The 15,011-nt window shown below is 73.5% G+C and carries 13 protein-coding genes and 1 pseudogene; 10 read left to right on the top strand and 4 right to left on the bottom strand.

Annotation, left to right across the window (positions count from 1 at the left end):
- The first annotated feature begins 34 nt into the window (after positions 1-34).
- The 3 genes from V2W30_RS02925 (at position 35) to V2W30_RS02915 (ending at position 2,575) form a co-directional block, all read left to right on the top strand.
- Positions 35-205, top strand: coding sequence for a hydrophobic protein (locus V2W30_RS02925; RefSeq protein WP_338693402.1), 171 nt, complete (start codon positions 35-37; stop codon positions 203-205).
- A gap of 205 nt (positions 206-410) precedes the next feature.
- Positions 411-1,379: an LLM class F420-dependent oxidoreductase gene (locus V2W30_RS02920; RefSeq protein WP_338693400.1), complete on the top strand. Its 969-nt coding sequence runs from the start codon at positions 411-413 to the stop codon at positions 1,377-1,379.
- Between the two features lie 80 nt (positions 1,380-1,459).
- On the top strand, positions 1,460-2,575 hold the full coding sequence (locus V2W30_RS02915; RefSeq protein WP_425244658.1) for an enolase C-terminal domain-like protein: 1,116 nt from the start codon (positions 1,460-1,462) through the stop codon (positions 2,573-2,575).
- Here the strand turns inward: V2W30_RS02915 and V2W30_RS02910 are convergent.
- A complete protein-coding gene (locus V2W30_RS02910; RefSeq protein WP_338693396.1) occupies positions 2,565-2,912 on the bottom strand; it encodes a DUF3140 domain-containing protein in 348 nt (115 codons plus the stop codon). The genes V2W30_RS02915 and V2W30_RS02910 overlap by 11 nt on opposite strands.
- 73 nt (positions 2,913-2,985) lie before the next feature.
- Entirely contained in the window at positions 2,986-3,897 is a 912-nt protein-coding gene (locus tag V2W30_RS02905; RefSeq protein WP_338693394.1) for a GNAT family N-acetyltransferase, read from the bottom strand.
- 229 nt (positions 3,898-4,126) lie between these two features.
- Here V2W30_RS02905 and V2W30_RS02900 point away from each other — a divergent pair, with 229 nt between their 5' ends.
- The 6 genes and pseudogenes from V2W30_RS02900 to V2W30_RS02875 all read left to right on the top strand — a co-directional run bounded on the left by V2W30_RS02900 (position 4,127) and on the right by V2W30_RS02875 (position 11,818).
- Complete coding sequence (locus V2W30_RS02900) at positions 4,127-4,555, top strand: ferredoxin (RefSeq protein WP_425244657.1); 429 nt, start codon at positions 4,127-4,129, stop codon at positions 4,553-4,555.
- A 147-nt stretch (positions 4,556-4,702) separates the two neighbouring features.
- The gene (locus tag V2W30_RS02895; RefSeq protein ID WP_338693390.1) at positions 4,703-5,881 is read left to right on the top strand and encodes an acyl-CoA dehydrogenase family protein; all 1,179 of its coding nucleotides are present in this window, start codon (positions 4,703-4,705) and stop codon (positions 5,879-5,881) included.
- Positions 5,882-6,010: 129 nt separating this feature from the next.
- Positions 6,011-7,780, top strand: coding sequence for a histidinol-phosphate aminotransferase family protein (locus V2W30_RS02890; RefSeq protein ID WP_338693388.1), 1,770 nt, complete (start codon positions 6,011-6,013; stop codon positions 7,778-7,780).
- Positions 7,777-8,580: a phosphatidate cytidylyltransferase gene (locus V2W30_RS02885; RefSeq protein WP_338693386.1), complete on the top strand. Its 804-nt coding sequence runs from the start codon at positions 7,777-7,779 to the stop codon at positions 8,578-8,580. The genes V2W30_RS02890 and V2W30_RS02885 overlap by 4 nt, the downstream gene beginning before the upstream one ends.
- Before the next feature lie 61 nt (positions 8,581-8,641).
- Positions 8,642-9,529 (top strand): oxygenase MpaB family protein, encoded by an 888-nt coding sequence (locus tag V2W30_RS02880; RefSeq protein ID WP_338693385.1) that lies wholly within the window; start codon positions 8,642-8,644, stop codon positions 9,527-9,529.
- Positions 9,530-9,551: 22 nt separating this feature from the next.
- Positions 9,552-11,818 (top strand): annotated as a pseudogene (locus tag V2W30_RS02875) (tetratricopeptide repeat protein).
- 36 nt (positions 11,819-11,854) lie between these two features.
- Here the strand turns inward: V2W30_RS02875 and V2W30_RS02870 are convergent.
- Entirely contained in the window at positions 11,855-12,307 is a 453-nt protein-coding gene (locus V2W30_RS02870) for a DUF1801 domain-containing protein (RefSeq protein WP_338693383.1), read from the bottom strand.
- 149 nt (positions 12,308-12,456) lie between these two features.
- Here V2W30_RS02870 and V2W30_RS02865 point away from each other — a divergent pair, with 149 nt between their 5' ends.
- Positions 12,457-14,016, top strand: coding sequence for an NAD(P)/FAD-dependent oxidoreductase (locus V2W30_RS02865; protein ID WP_338693380.1), 1,560 nt, complete (start codon positions 12,457-12,459; stop codon positions 14,014-14,016).
- Between the two features lie 20 nt (positions 14,017-14,036).
- Here V2W30_RS02865 and V2W30_RS02860 read toward each other — a convergent pair whose 3' ends face one another.
- Complete coding sequence (locus V2W30_RS02860; RefSeq protein ID WP_338693378.1) at positions 14,037-15,011, bottom strand: acetylxylan esterase; 975 nt, start codon at positions 15,009-15,011, stop codon at positions 14,037-14,039.

Raw genomic sequence — 15,011 nt, 5'->3', positions numbered from 1 at the left:
GACGTGCGCGGTGCTTTTCAGGGAGGAAATTCCCGTGCTCGCCGTCGTGTCGGTTCTTTTGCTCGCACTGATTCTTTTCGGTACCGCTTCCGTGGTGAAACCGCTGGGGCGGGTGGCGCTCGCGGTGCTGGTCGTGTGGCTGCTCGGGTTCCTGATGCGCGGCACGACCGCGAGTGGTTCGCGGTCGCGCCGGTATCGATGGTGAGTAACCGGCCCAGGTACCGGTAAACCCGCGCGTGAAACCTTCGAAGCGCGTTTCGCAGGGCTTTCGGTGGCCCCTTCGACAGCGTGACGCGATTCCTGCGCCGACCGCCGGGGGCCGGTGCCCCGCTGTCGTCGGAACGGGGTTTCCGGGACAGCACGCGGGTACCCGGCCCGCCCGGGCCCGCCCACACCCCTTGGAGGGAACCATGGCCGAGTACGGCTACTTCCTGGCGTCGGAGGAGTTCGGACCGCACGACCTCGTCGAGCAGGCCCGGATGGCGGAGCAGGCGGGCTTCGACTGCCTGTGGATCTCCGACCACTACCACCCGTGGAACGACGCCCAGGGCCAGAGCCCCTTCGTCTGGTCGGTGATCGGCGCCCTCGCCGAAGCGGTGTCCCTGCCCGTCGAGACGGCCGTGACCTGCCCGACCGTCCGCATCCACCCCGCCGTCCTCGCCCAGGCCGTCGCCACCAGCGCGGTCCTTCTGAACGGCCGCTTCCGGTTCGGCGTCGGCACCGGCGAAGCGCTCAACGAGCACATCCTGGGCGACCACTGGCCGGCCGCCCACGTCCGCATGGAGATGCTCGAGGAGTCCGTCACCGTCATCCGGCGTCTCCTGGAGGGCAAGGAGGTCACGCACCACGGAGAGCACTTCACCGTGGAGAACGCGCGCCTCTACACCCTCCCCGACGAGCCCGTGCCGATCGACATCTCCGGCTTCGGTCCGCAGGCCACCGCGCTCGCGGCCCGTGTCGGCGACGGCTACCTCACCATGGGCCCCGACGAGGAACTCGTCACCCAGTTCCGCAAGGGCGGCGGCGGTGCGAAGCTCGTCAGCGGCGGGGTCAAGGTCTGCTACGGCGGCGACCGCGACACGGCCGTGCGCCGCGTGCACGAGCTGTGGGCGAACCAGCTGCTGCCCGGCGAACTCGGTCAGGTGCTCCCCACCCCGCGCCACTTCGAGCAGGCCTCGACGCTCGTCACCGAGAAGATGGTGGCCGACCAGGTGCCGTGCGGGCCCGACCCGGACGACCACGTCGCCGCGCTCAGCGCCTTCACCGACGCCGGCTTCGACCGCGCCTACGTCGGCCAGATCGGCCCGGACCAGCGGGAGTTCTTCGACTTCTACCGTACGAAGGTGCTCCCGCAGCTCAAGGACGGCAGCACCCGGTGAGATGACGCGAGATGGCCACGGACTCCGCGCCGCCCCCGTCCTCCACACCCGCGCTGCCCGCCTCGCCCGAGCGACCCTGCCTGCCCGTCGAACGCGTCGACGTGAGCGCCTACACCGTGCCCACCGACGCCCCCGAGGCCGACGGCACCCTCTCCTGGGACACCACCACGACCGTCGTCGCCGAGGTCCGGTCCGGCGGTCTCACCGGCACCGGCTGGACCTACGCGCCACCGGCCGCCGCCGACGTCGTACGCCACCAACTCGCGCCGCTCGTCGAGGGGTTCGACGTCCTCGACATCCCCGCCACCCACGCCCGCATGTGCCGGGCCGTCCGCGACGCGGGCCGCCCGGGGATCGTCTCCTGCGCGATCTCCGCCGTCGACATCGCCCTGTGGGACCTCAAGGCCCGCCTCCTGGACCTGCCCCTGGTCCGCCTCCTCGGCGCGAACCGCGACCGCGTCCCCGTCTACGGCAGCGGCGGTTTCACCACGTACCACGACACGCACCTGGCCGCCCAGCTCAGCGGCTGGGTGCACGGGCAGCACATCCCGCGCGTGAAGATCAAGATCGGAGAGGCCTGGGGCCGGGCCGCGACACGTGACCTCCAGCGCGTCCGGCACGCCCGTCAAGTCATCGGCCCGCGCGCCGAGTTGTACGTCGACGCCAACGGCGGCTACAACCGCAAGCAGGCCGTCCGGATCGGCGAGGCCCTCGCCGCCGTCGGCGTCGGCTGGTTCGAGGAGCCCGTCTCCTGCGACGACCTCACGGGCCTGCGCCTGGTCCGCGACGCCCTGCTGTGCGACGTGACGGCGGGGGCGTACGGCTACGACCTGCCTTCCTTCGCCCGGATGATCGCCGCGGGCGCCGTCGACTGCCTCCAGGCGGACGCCACCCGCTGCGGCGGCATCACGGAGTTCCTGCGCGTGGCGGCCCTGGCCCAGGCCCACGGCCTGGAGATCTCGTCCCACCACGCCCCGCACGCCCACGCGGACGTCGCCGCGTGCGTACCGAACCTGCGGCACCTGGAGTGGTTCCACGACCACGTCCGCGTCGAGTCGATGCTCTTCGGCGGAGTCCTCGACCCGACGGGCGGAACGCTCCGCCCCGGCCGCAACGGCCCCGGCCACGGGCTGGTCCTGCGCGGCGAGGAGATGGAGGAGTACCGGGTGGCACAGCGGCCGACCTTCAGGGCCTGAGCTGGTCGTGGCCCAGGGACATCAGCCGGTGCCGGGTGACGGTGGCCCGCGGCTCGGGCTCGCGCGACCCCTCGGTCAGCACCGCGACCCGGTCGACGACCTCGCGCATCAGACGTACGTCGTCGGCGGTCAGTTCGGTGCGGCGCCTGCGCAGGACCGCGAGGACATGGCGGCCCGCCGCGCCGCCCGCGTTCTCCGGCGGCGACGTGCCGACCGCGCCCGCCGCTCTCGTACGCAGCCACGCGGCCGGCTCCTGCGCCGTCATGTTGACGGTGCTGTGAAAGTCGGCCCACAGCACCTCGAGTTCGATCGGGGACAGGGCGGACGAGTCGGCCATGACGGCGTGCTCCTTCCTGAGCCTTTCCGTCCGGCGCCGGTACCCGCCCGCCGCCCGCCCCTGCCCGGGTCGGCTACAGGTCCAGCTGGTACTCGCACGACTGGTGCGTCGGTACGTAGCCCAGCGCGTCGTTGACCGTGCGCATCGGGACGTTGCTGTCGGCGGTGTCCGCCATGAGGCCGGTCAGGGCGGGATGCCGCTCGCGGACGAGCAGGATCTGGTGCGCCTTCATCCAGTGGGCCAGGCCGTGGCCGCGGTGCTCCGGCAGCACGCCCGTGCCGTAGTGCTGTCCGTCGCCCGTACCGCCGCCCGGCACGACCAGCTCCGTGAAGCCGGCGACCGAGCCGTCGCTCTCGTCGATCGCCGCGACCGTGTGCAGCAGGTCGCCGCGGTTCGCCACCGCCTCGGCGACGGCCCGTACCCGCTCCACGTCCCACGCGACCTGCCCGTAGTCCGCGTCGTCCATCGGCATGTCGTCCATCGCGCGACGCGACGCCGTGAAGGACTCGGCCAGTTCGTCGGGCACCGTGCCGGTCCACTCGGTCAGCCGGTACCCCGGCCGCGGCCGTCCGGCCGAAGCGGTGAGGGCCTCGGTGTCCGCGTCGGCGAGCGGCAGCCGCGCGTACGTCATCCGCAGCACCCGGCGGAACTTCCGTGCGGCCAGGAAGAGTTCACCGGGCGAGCCGCCGTCCGCCGATGCGAGCACCGACCGGCGGCCGTCCTCGCGGGCGACCTCGACCGCTGCCTCCAGGAGCCGGGAGCCGACGCCCGAGCGGCGCTGCGCCGGATGCACCCGCAGGTCGACCTCGGCCAGGTGCCGCTGCCCGTCCCGGTCGAAGAGGCGCAGGAACGCCGAGCCGACGGGGGTGTCGTGCGCGTCCTGGGCGAGCCAGACGAGCCGCCGCGTTCCGGCCGGGGCGTGCAGATCGGTGAGCGGCGTGAGGCGCGGGGCGGACGGGGCGGCGGACGCGGGTGCGTTCGACAAGGGCACTCCAGGGCGGCAGGGGTGGTGCGGGGCGCCGTGAACGTAACCCTCCAGGGCGTCCCCCGCAAAGGAATTGATCGATCCTCGGGGATCGCCGGTTTGGTGCGACACGAAACGGCTACTCGGCTCCGCGTCCCACCAATCCTGGAAAGGAGCCGGGCCGGTGACCTCCCTGGCGAAGCAGTCGAACCTCCCCGCCGAGGACACCCGAGGCGCGGACGACGGCGTGATGACCGAACCCTCCAAGGACGCCCTCGTCCGCTTCCTCGAGGAGCGATTCGCCTGCGCCCAGTCCTGTACCGAGTGCGCCCGCAGCTGCGCGCTGCTCGTGAGCAACGCCGAGCTGAGCGCCGTCTCCGCCGCGGTGCACGGCCCCACCCGCCCCGCGCCCGACGAGGCCCCCCGGCCGCCCGGCTCCTCCCACGGACTGCGGCGCGCCCTGCTGCTGTGCGTCGAGGTCTGCGACGCGACCTGCCGGCTCCTGTCGGAGGAGACGCACCAGGACGAGTACGGGCTGCGCCTCCAGGTGGAGTGGTGCCGCGCCGTCGCCCTGGAGTGCGCGCACGCCTGCGACCGCGTCCCGGACGCGGCGGCCTGCGCCGAGCAGAGCCGCGCCTGCGCCCGCGCCTGCACCGCGTTCCTGGCGTCCCTGGACTGACCGCCCGAAACGGCCACCGAACTGACTGGCCGTCAGTCGGAAAGGTCCGCGGCCATTCCCTATTTCTGGAACGGGTTCTACTGTGTGCGCCGTCCGGCCGCTCCCACGAGCGCGCCGACGCCGCCCAGTTGACCGCCAGGAGGGGCCGTGCACCTCGAATACACGCCTGAGCAGCAGCAGTTGCGCACCGAGCTGCGCGCCTACTTCGCCGACCTCGTGCCCGAGAACGCGTACGCCCGCTACGAGGACCCGGCGGCCCAGAAGCGCTTCTACCGCGAGACGGTGCGTCGCCTCGGCGCGGACGGCTGGCTCGGAGTGGGCTGGCCGAAGGAGTACGGCGGCCGTGGCCTGACGCCCATGGAGCAGTTCATCTTCTTCGACGAGGCCGCGCAGGCCGGCGTCCCGCTGCCGCTGATGGCGCTGAACACCGTCGGCCCCACGATCATGCAGTTCGGCACCGACGAGCAGAAGGACCACTTCCTTCCCCGGATCCTCTCGGGCGAACTGGACTTCGCGATCGGCTACAGCGAACCCGACGCGGGCACCGACCTCGCCGCGCTGAAGACCCGCGCGGTGCGCGACGGGGACACGTACGTCGTCAACGGCCAGAAGATCTGGACCACGAACGGCGACACCGCCGACTGGGTCTGGCTCGCCGTGCGCACCGACCCCGAAGCGCCGCCCCACAAAGGCATCACCATGCTCCTCGTCCCGACGACGGACCCCGGCTACTCCTGCACCGTCATCAACACCCTCGCCTCGCACGACACCACCGCGAGCTACTACGAGGACATCCGCGTCCCCGTCTCCCGCCGCGTCGGCGACGAGAACAAGGGCTGGCGCCTGATCACCAACCAGCTCAACCACGAACGCGTCACCCTCGCCGCGCACGGCACCATGGCCATCCGCGCCCTGCACGACGTCCAGCGCTGGGCCATGGAGACCAAGCTCGCCGACGGCCGCCGCGTCATCGACCTGGGCTGGGTCAGGAAGCGCCTCGCCCAGACCCACACCAAGCTCGACGCGATGAAACTCCTCAACTGGCAGATGGTGAACGCCCTCCAGGACGGCACCCTCACACCGCAGGACGCGTCCGCCGTGAAGGTCTACGGCTCCGAGGCCCGCCGCGACGCGTACGCCTGGCTCATGGAAGTCGTCGCCGCGGCGGGCGCGTTGAAGGAGGGCAGCGCCGGCACCGTCCTCCACGGCGAACTGGAACGCGGCTACCGCTCGGCCGTCATCTTCACCTTCGGCGGCGGCAACAACGAGATCCAGCGCGAGATCATCTCCTGGATCGGCCTCGGCATGCCCCGCGTACGCCGCTGACGCCTCGGGCGCCTGAGTACGCGTACTCAGGCGCCCTGTGTGTGTCGACCCTCACGTGCGCTCCCGCGGTTCCCGACGATGGGACGGCCCCCCACGCGCCCCGCCCCGAGTCGAAAGAGGAACCCACTCATGGGCCGACACCTGCACCTGCGCGCCGCCACCCCGGAGGATCTGGACTGGATCCATGAACTGCGCCACCGGGTGTACGCGCGGGAGTTGGGCCAGCACGCGCCGAACGCGGCAGGCCGGCTGAGCGACGGACTCGACGGCGACAACGTCTATCTCGTCGCGGCGCACGGGACGCACCGCGTCGGCTTCGTCAGCCTGACCCCGCCCTGGGCGGGACGCTACGGGCTCGACAAGTACCTCACCCGCGACGCCCTGCCGCTGCTCGCCGACCCCGACCTGTTCGAGGTGCGCATCCTCACCGTCGAGCCCCGCTGGCGGTCCACCGCCGCGGCACCGCTCCTGATGTACGCGGCCCTGCGCTGGATCGCCTCCCGGGGCGGCCGCCGCGTCGTGGCGATGGGACGCAGCGACCTGCTCGCCATGTACGTCGCCGCGGGCCTGCGCCCGGCCGGCCACACCGTGCGCAGCGGCGCCCTCACCTTCGAGGTCCTCACCGGCGACGTCACCGAGCTGACCCTCGACGTGATGGAGCGGCACCGCGCCACACTGGAACGCCTGCGCGCGGCCGTCGACTGGCGCCTCGACATGCCCTTCGCGCCCCGCGCGGACGGCTGCGAGCACGGCGGCGCCTCCTTCACCGCCATCGGACCCGACTTCCGCACCCTCCAGCGCCGCCACCGGATCGTGGCCGCCGACGTCCTCGACGCCTGGTTCCCGCCCGCCCCCGACGTGCGCGCCGCGCTCACGGACGACCCGGGCTGGGCGGCGAGGACCTCACCGCCGACCGGCGCCGAAGGACTCGTCGCCGAGATCGCCGCCGTACGGGGACTGCCCCAGGAGGCGCTCTGCGTCGGCGCGGGCTCCTCCGACCTGATCTTCCGGGCGTTCGGCCAGTGGCTGACCCCCGAGAGCCGGGTCCTGCTCATGGACCCCGGATACGGCGAGTACGCCCATGTCACCGAGCGGGTGATCGGCTGCCGGGTGGACCGGTTCCGGCTGCGCCGCGAGGACGGCTGGCGGATCGACACCGAGCGGCTCGCCGCCACGGTCGCCGCCGGACGGTACGACCTCGTCGTGGTGGTCAACCCGAACAACCCGACCGGCCGTCATCTGCCCGCCGCCGACCTGTGCGCGGTGATCGCCGCCGCCCCGGAACGCACCCGCTGGTGGATCGACGAGGCCTACCTCGGCTACGTCGACCCGGCCGAGTCCCTCGCCGGGCTCGCCGCGACCGCGCCGCGCGTCGTCGTGTGCAGCTCCCTGTCCAAGATGTACGCGCTCTCCGGCATGCGCGCCGCCTACCTGGTCGCCGAACCCGTCACCGCCGCCCGGCTGCGCACGTGGACCCCGCCCTGGCCGGTCAGCCTCCCCGCCCAGCTGGCCGCCGTCGCCGCCCTGCGCGACCCCGCGTACTACGCCGACCGCTGGCGCCACACCCACCTGCTGCGCGCGCAACTGGCATCCGATCTGCGGGAGTTGGAGGCGACCTGGACCGTCGAGGAGGGCGTCGCGAACTTCCTCAACGTGACGCTCCCGGCCGGCGGCCCGAGCGCCGCGCAACTCGTGGCCGAGTGCCGCCGCCACGACGTCCACCTGCGCGACCTGTCGCCCCTGTCCGCCCGGTACGAGGGGCGCACGGTACGGATCGCGGTCAAGGGCAGCGCCGAGAACGCCCGCATCGTCACCGCCTGCCAGGCCGCCCTCGACGAACTCCAGCCCCTGTGGCCCCGGGTGGCGAGCCCGGCCGCGCTCACCGGATCCACCCGATGACGACGGTGGCCGCGCTGGCGCCCTGGCTCGGTGGTGCGCTGGGCCTGAGCGGAGTCGCCGTCGCCGCGTCCCGGCGGCGCGAGCTGGCGGTCCGCTGGTGCGCCTGGGCGGTCGGCGTGCCCCTGATCACCGGGGCGTTCTGGCTGGGCCGCCCCGGAGCCGCGGCCCTCGCCGTCACGGCCGGGGTGATCGCGGCCGTCGAGTACGGCGGGCTGCTGCGACTCGGCCGCGCCGACCGGGCGGTGCTCGCGGCGGCGGTGACCGGCGTCGTACTCGCCGCCTGGCTGGCTCCTTCGGAGGTACCGCGGGTGCTCGTGATCGGAGCGCTCGCCGTGGCCGCCGTACCGCTCGCCGCCGGGGACGCCGACGGCGGCCTGCGCCGGCTCGGCGCGGGACTCCTCGGCCTCGCCTGGCTGAGCGTCCTCGCCGCGCTGGTACCGCTCGGGGCGAGCGCCCTCGCCGTGTTCGTGGCGGTCTCCGTCGCCGACATCACGGCGTACTTCGCCGGGCGGCGCCTCGGCGGGCCCCGCCTGTCGCCGCTGTCACCGGCCAAGCGGTGGAGCGGCACCGTCGCGGGCGCCGCGGCGGGCGTCGGCGTCCTCGTGCTGCTGTCCGCGGCGAGCTGGCCGGCGGCACTGGCCGTGGCGGTCGGCGGCCCGGCCGGGGACCTCGTCGAGTCGATGATCAAACGAGGCGCCCGGGTCAAGGACGCGGGGAGCTGGCTCCCCGGCTCGGGCGGCCTCCTCGACCGCGTCGACTCGCTGCTCGGGGCCCTCGCGATCCTGGTCGTCCTGAGCTGACCCCGGGACCGGCCGGGGCCCGTACGGTACGAGTACGTTCCCCGCGACCAGGAGGTGCCGCATGCGCGACGCGGACCCGGGACTCTTCGGCCCCGACTCGGTGACCTGGCAGATGCACGCCGACCCCATGATGTGGATCGCGGGTGTACGCGCCCTGTACCTCCAGGCGCTGCACCCGCGCGCCGTCCGCGGTGTCACACAGAACTCCGACTTCCGGCGCGACGCCTGGGGCCGCCTGCTGCGCACCGCGAGCTTCGTCGGCACGACGACGTACGGCACCACGGAGGCCGCCGAGAAGGCGGGCGCCCGCGTCCGCAAGATCCACAGCCATCTCTTCGCCACCGACCCGGACACGGGGGAGCGGTACGGCGTCGACGAGCCCGAGCTGCTGCTGTGGGTGCACTGCGCCGAGATCGACTCCTACCTGCACGTCGCCCGCCGCTCCGGCTTCCGGCTCACCGAACCGCAGGCCGACCGGTACATCGCCGAACACCGCACCAGCGCCCGCCTCGTCGGCCTCGACCCCGCCGAAGTCCCCGGCACCCAGGCCGAACTGGCGGCCTACTTCGCTGCGGTACGGCCCGAACTCGCCGCGGGGCCCGAGGCCCGCGAGGTCGACGACTTCCTGCGCCGACCGCCCGCCCACCCGCTCCTCGTCCCGGCGCGCGCGGCAGTGTGGCGGCGCGTCGCCGGCCTCGCGTACGCCGCTCTGCCGCCGTACGCCCACGACCTGTACGGCAGGCCCGCTCCCGCCCCGGCCGTGGTCACCCGCCGCCTGCGCGCCACCGGCACCGCCCTGCGCGCCGTTCCCGACCGTGTGCGCTGGCAACTCCCGCCGAAACACATCCTCCGGGCGATGCGGAGACTCGGTGCCGACACCCGCCCGGCCCCGTACAAAGTCGGCGGACGGGTAGCCATACTGGACGAGTCGGAGGGGCGCAGCGGCTAGGCGACGGGGGCGACAGCGGGACATGCCGGAGTCGGGGGACACACGGGACATCAGGCTGATCCACGGGCGGTACCGGCTGCTCGATCTGATCGGTCGCGGCGGCATGGGCGAGGTGTGGCGCGCCCGCGACGAGTCGCTGGGGCGGCACGTCGCCGTCAAATGCCTCAAGCCGCTCGGGCCGCAGCGCGACCAGTCCTTCACCCGCGTCCTGCGCGAGCGCTTCCGCAGAGAGGCCCGTGTCGCCGCCGCGCTCCAGCACCGCGGCATCACCGTCGTCCACGACTTCGGCGAGTACGAAGGCATCCTCTACCTGGTGATGGAACTCCTGGAGGGCCGTAACCTCAGCCAGCTCCTGGAGGACAACCGGCACCACCCGCTGCCCGTCGACGGCATCGTCGACCTGGCCGAGCAGGTCGCCTCGGCCCTCGCCTACACCCATGAACAGGGCATCGTGCACCGGGACCTGAAGCCCGCGAACATCGTGCGCCTGACCGACGGCACGGCCAAGATCTGCGACTTCGGCATCGCCCGCCTCGGCCACGACATCGGCTTCACCTCCCGCCTCACCGGCACCGGCATCGCCATGGGCACCCCGCACTACATGTCGCCCGAGCAGATCGGCGGCACCCACGTCGACCAGCGCAGCGACCTCTACTCGCTCGGCTGCGTCCTGTACGAGATCGCCACCGGCGCACCGCCGTTCGACCTCGCCGACGCCTGGGCCGTGCTCGTCGGGCACCGGGACACCGTGCCCGAGCCGCCCCGCGGCCTGCGCCCCGACCTGCCCGCGTACGTCGACCTGATCATCCGCGAACTGCTCGCCAAGGAACCCGAGGAACGGCCGCGCGATGCACGGGAGTTGAGCCGCAGGCTCGCCGCGGGCCGGGCCGGCGGGGCGGCCTACGTGCCCACCGTGCGCGCCCCGCGGGTCGAGCCGCGCAGCGGCACCCAGGTGGTCCGCGAACCGTCGGCCCCGGGCGAACCCCGGCTGCCGTCGTGGACGCGCGGCATGACCACCGGGCACAAGGCCACCGGCGACGCGGGCCTGCGCGGCACCCCGCCCGACGGCGCCGCGGGCCTGGCCCGGGAATGGGTCCCGCGCCCCAGTCCGCGCACTCCCGTCACACCCCGGACGCCGTGCGACGCCCCACGCCCGCGCCGGAGCTGCTCGCCACCCTCGTCTCCCGGCACAACGCCGGGCTCAGCCTCGGCCGGCTCGGCCGCTGGGCCGAGGCCGGCGAGGTGCACCGCGCGGTCGCCGCCGAACGGGAGCACGCGCTCGGCCCCGACCACCCCGACACCCTCGCCAGCCGCTACGAGGTCGCCTTCACCCTCAGCCGCACCGGCCGCGCCGCCGACGCGCTGCGCGAGTACCGGCGCGTCGTCGAGGGCCGCGAGCGCGTCCTCGGCGCCGAGCACCCCGAGACCCTCGGCGCCCGCCAGGAAGTCGCCTACGTACTGGGGAAGGTGGGCCGCCACTTCGAGGCCCACCAGATGTACACGGCCGTCCTCGCCGCCCGGGAGCGCGCCATGGGGCCCGACCACCCCGACACCCTGCGCTGCCGCCACAATCTCGCCTTCAATCTCAGCCGCCTGGGCCGCCTGGAGGACTCGTACCGGATGGCGGGCGAGGTCGCCGAGGCGCGGGCCAGGGTCCTCGGCCCCGAGCACCCCGACACGCTGGTCACCCGCTGCGAAGTCGGTTACACGCTGGGCCAGTTGGGGCGCTGGGAGGAGGCGCTGCGGATCTACCGCGATGTGGCGGGAGCACGTGCGCAGGCGCTCGGCCCCGACCACCCCGACACTCTCGCCGCCCGCTACGAGGTGGGCATCAGCCTCGGCCGGCTCGGCCGCAGCGCCGAGGCGCTCACCCTCTACCGCGACCTCATCGACGACCGCACCCGGGTCAGCGGCCCCCAGCACCCGGAGACCCTGCGCGCCCGGCACGGCCTCGGCGTCAACCTCGGCCGCATGGCCCGCTGGGAGGAGGCACTCGCGGAGGCCCGCGACGTCTGCGCGCTGCGCGAGCGGATGCTCGGCCCCGACCACGTCGACACCCTGATCAGCCACCGTGAGGTCGCCGTCGCCCTCGGCTGGCTCGGCCGCTGGCCGGACGCCCTCACCGAGTACCGCGGGGTCGCCGCGGCCCGCGAGCGGGTCCTGGGCGAGACCCACCCCGACACCCTCGCGAGCCGGAACGACGAGGCGCACTGCCTCGAACAGCTCGGCCGCGGTACGGAAGCGGCCGAGCTGTACCGCCGCGTCTCCGCACTGCGCCGGCGGGGCTGACAGCCGGTCCCCGACCCCAGGGACAGGGTCCGGGCGTCAGCCGACCGCGCGCTTGACCAGCTCCCCGATCTGCTTCTCCACATCGGCCGTCACCTCGGTCAGCGCGAACGCCGCCGGCCACATCGTCCCCTCGTCCAGCTGTGCCAGATCGCTGAACCCGAGCGTCGCGTAGCGCGCCTTGAACTTCTCCGCGCTCTGGAAGAAGCAGACGACCTTGCCGTCCGCGGCGTACGCGGGCATCCCGTACCAGAGCTTCGGAGCGAGCGACGGAGCCGCGGCCGTGACGACGGCGTGCACCCGCTCGGCCATGACCCGGTCGGAGTCCTGCATCTCGGCGATCTTCGCCAGCACGTCGCGCAGCGCCTCCGCCTCCTTGTCCGCCTTGGACGTGCGCCGCGCCGCCTTCTTCTGCTCCTGGGCGTGCTCCTTCATCGCGGCCCGTTCGTCGGCCGAGAACCCTTCGTACGTGCCACTGTCCTTGCCGCTCATGCCGGGTCGCCCCCTGGTCGTCGCTGCGCTGCGGGATCTTGGAACGGGACCCTAGCCGCGCACATCGGCCACGTCACCCGGAACCACCCATACCGCTCAGGGCCGCCCGACCCCTGGGCCCACCCCCGCCACCCGTGCTACCAAGAGCCATGCCCGCACACGATCACCTCGACCGGTACGACACCGTCATCGTCGGCGGTGGCCACAACGGCCTGGTCGCCGCCGCCTACCTCGCCCGCGCCGGACGCACGGTCGCGGTGCTCGAACGCCTCGGCGCGACCGGCGGGGCCGCCGTCTCCACCCGCCCGTTCCCCGGCGTGGACGCCCGCCTCTCCCGGTACTCCTACCTGGTCAGCCTGCTGCCGAAGAAGATCGTGCGGGACCTGGAGCTGCGCTTCGCGACCCGCACCCGCACCGTGTCCTCGTACACCCCCACCGTCCGCGACGGACGGGCCACCGGACTGCTCGTCGGGGGCGGCCGCGCCCGCACCCGCGAGGCCTTCGCCCGGCTCACCGGCGGCGAGCGCGAGTACGCGGCGTGGGACCGGTTCTACGGGACGACGCGCCAGGTCGCCGAGCGTGTCTTCCCCACGCTCACCGAACCGCTGCCGACGCGCGACGCGCTGCGCGAACGCGTCGGCGACGACGCGGCGTGGCGGCTCCTGTTCGAGCAGCCCATCGGCGTCGGCATCGAGGAGCGCTTCACCGACGACCTGGTGCGCGGCGTCGTCCTCACCGACGCGCTCATCGGTACCTTCGCCGACGCCCACGACCCGACGCTCGCCCAGAACCGCTGCTTCCTCTACCACGTCATCGGCAACGGAACCGGCGACTGGGACGTGCCCGTCGGCGGCATGGGCGCGCTCACCGACGCCCTCGCCGCCGCGGCCCGCGCCGCCGGCGCGCACCTGATCACCGGCCACGAGGTGACCGGGATCGAGACCGACGGCCGCGCCGCGGAGGTCTCGTACCGCGGCGACGCCGGCGAAGGCACCGTCGCTGCCGCGCACGTTCTCGTGAACGCCTCTCCGGAGGAACTCGCTCGGCTCCTCGGCGACGTACCGCCCACCCCCGCCGAGGGCGCACAGCTCAAGGTCAACATGCTCCTGGAGCGGCTGCCCCGCCTCAAGGACACCTCCGTCGACCCGCGCGAGGCGTTCGCCGCAACCTTCCATGTCGCCGAAGGGTACGGGGAGTTGGCGACCGCGTACGCCGAAGCGGCCGCCGGGACCCTGCCGAGCGTGCCGCCCAGCGAGATCTACTGCCACAGCCTCACGGACCCCACCATCCTCGCCCCCGATCTCGTCGAGCGCGGCTACCAGACCCTGACCCTCTTCGGCCTGCACACCCCGGCGCGGCTGTTCACCGCCGACCACGACCGGGCCCGCGCCGACCTCCTGAAGGCCACCCTCGCCCAGCTGAACACCCACCTCGCCGAACCTATCGAGGACTGCCTGGCCCAGGACGCCGACGGGCGCCCCTGCATCGAGGCGAAGACCCCGCTCGACCTGGAGCGGGACCTGCGGCTGCCCGGCGGCAACATCTTCCACCGGGAGCTCTCCTTCCCGTACGCCCAGGAGGGCACCGGCCGGTGGGGCGTGGAGACGGCGCACCCGAACGTGCTGCTGTGCGGGGCGGGCGCCGTGCGCGGCGGCGGGGTCAGCGGCATTCCCGGACACAACGCCGCGATGGCGGTGCTCGGCCACTGACCCCGCCCCCGTGGGCCGCCTCAGGTGCCGAACACGCCCCGCAGCGCGGCTATCTTGCGCGGCAGGTCGTACTCGGCACCGCCCTCGTGCCCGTTGTACGGGAACACCTCGATCTCGGCGGGCCCGGCATAGCGGTGGTAGGCGGCGAACACGGTCGACGACGGGCACACCTTGTCCATCAGGCCGACCGAGAACCACGCCGGACTCGTCGCGCGCGCCGCGAAGTTGACCGCGTCGACGTACGACAGCGTCTCCATCGCCCGCTCGATGCCGAAGCGGTGCCCGGACAGGAACCGGGCGATCTCCGCGTACGGTCCCGCGTCCGTGATCTGCGAGGCCCGCCGGAAGTGGCACAGGAACGGCACGTCGGCGACGGTCGCCGCCACGTCGTCGCGCAGCCCCGCCACCGCGAGCGCGAGACCGCCGCCCTGGCTGCCGCCGAGCACGGCGACGCGTGCCGGATCGACCGCGTCGTGCGCGCGCACCGCGTCCACGGCCCGCACGGCGTCGGTGATCAGCCGCCGGTAGTAGTGACGGTGCGGGTCCTCGATGCCGCGCGTGAGGAACCCGGGCGACGACGAGCCGTGCCCCTCGGGCGCCAGATCCGGCGTGTCGGCGGTGTTCTTGCCGCCGCCGCCCTGACCCCGGTTGTCCATCACCAGATGGGCGTGGCCGAGCGCGCTCCAGGTCAGCCAGGAGTACGGGATGCCGCGGCCGCCGTTGTAGCCGATGTACTGCACGACCGCGGGCAGCGGACCGGAGCGCTCGCGCGGCAGCAGCAGCCACGCCTTCACGGGCTGCCCGCCCCAGCCGTTGAACGTCACGTCGAACACGTCGACGGTCGTGAGACCCGTCGCGTACGGCACGAAGCGGGCGTCCACGGGGTGCCGGGCGGTGTCGTCGAGCGTCTTGCGCCAGAACGCGTCGAAGTCGGCGGGCTCCTCCGGCTCCGGCCGGTACTCCCGCAGCCGGTCGAGCGGCATGTCGAACAGCAC

The sequence above is a fragment of the Streptomyces sp. Q6 genome (genome assembly GCF_036967205.1).
GTDB classification, from domain to species: Bacteria; Actinomycetota; Actinomycetes; order Streptomycetales; family Streptomycetaceae; genus Streptomyces; species Streptomyces citrinus.
This window is presented reverse-complemented; position numbering and strand designations above follow the sequence as displayed.

Bases quoted from the DNA above. Each gene is read 5' to 3' on its own strand.
- V2W30_RS02920 (WP_338693400.1), top strand. From the start codon at position 411: ATGGCCGAGTACGGCTACTTCCTGGCGTCGGAGGAGTTCGGACCGCAC.
- V2W30_RS02910 (WP_338693396.1), bottom strand. From the start codon at position 2,912: ATGGCCGACTCGTCCGCCCTGTCCCCGATCGAACTCGAGGTGCTGTGG.
- V2W30_RS02900 (WP_425244657.1), top strand. From the start codon at position 4,127: ATGACCGAACCCTCCAAGGACGCCCTCGTCCGCTTCCTCGAGGAGCGA.
- V2W30_RS02890 (WP_338693388.1), top strand. From the start codon at position 6,011: ATGGGCCGACACCTGCACCTGCGCGCCGCCACCCCGGAGGATCTGGAC.
- V2W30_RS02885 (WP_338693386.1), top strand. From the start codon at position 7,777: ATGACGACGGTGGCCGCGCTGGCGCCCTGGCTCGGTGGTGCGCTGGGC.
- V2W30_RS02880 (WP_338693385.1), top strand. From the start codon at position 8,642: ATGCGCGACGCGGACCCGGGACTCTTCGGCCCCGACTCGGTGACCTGG.
- V2W30_RS02870 (WP_338693383.1), bottom strand. From the start codon at position 12,307: ATGAGCGGCAAGGACAGTGGCACGTACGAAGGGTTCTCGGCCGACGAA.
- V2W30_RS02865 (WP_338693380.1), top strand. From the start codon at position 12,457: ATGCCCGCACACGATCACCTCGACCGGTACGACACCGTCATCGTCGGC.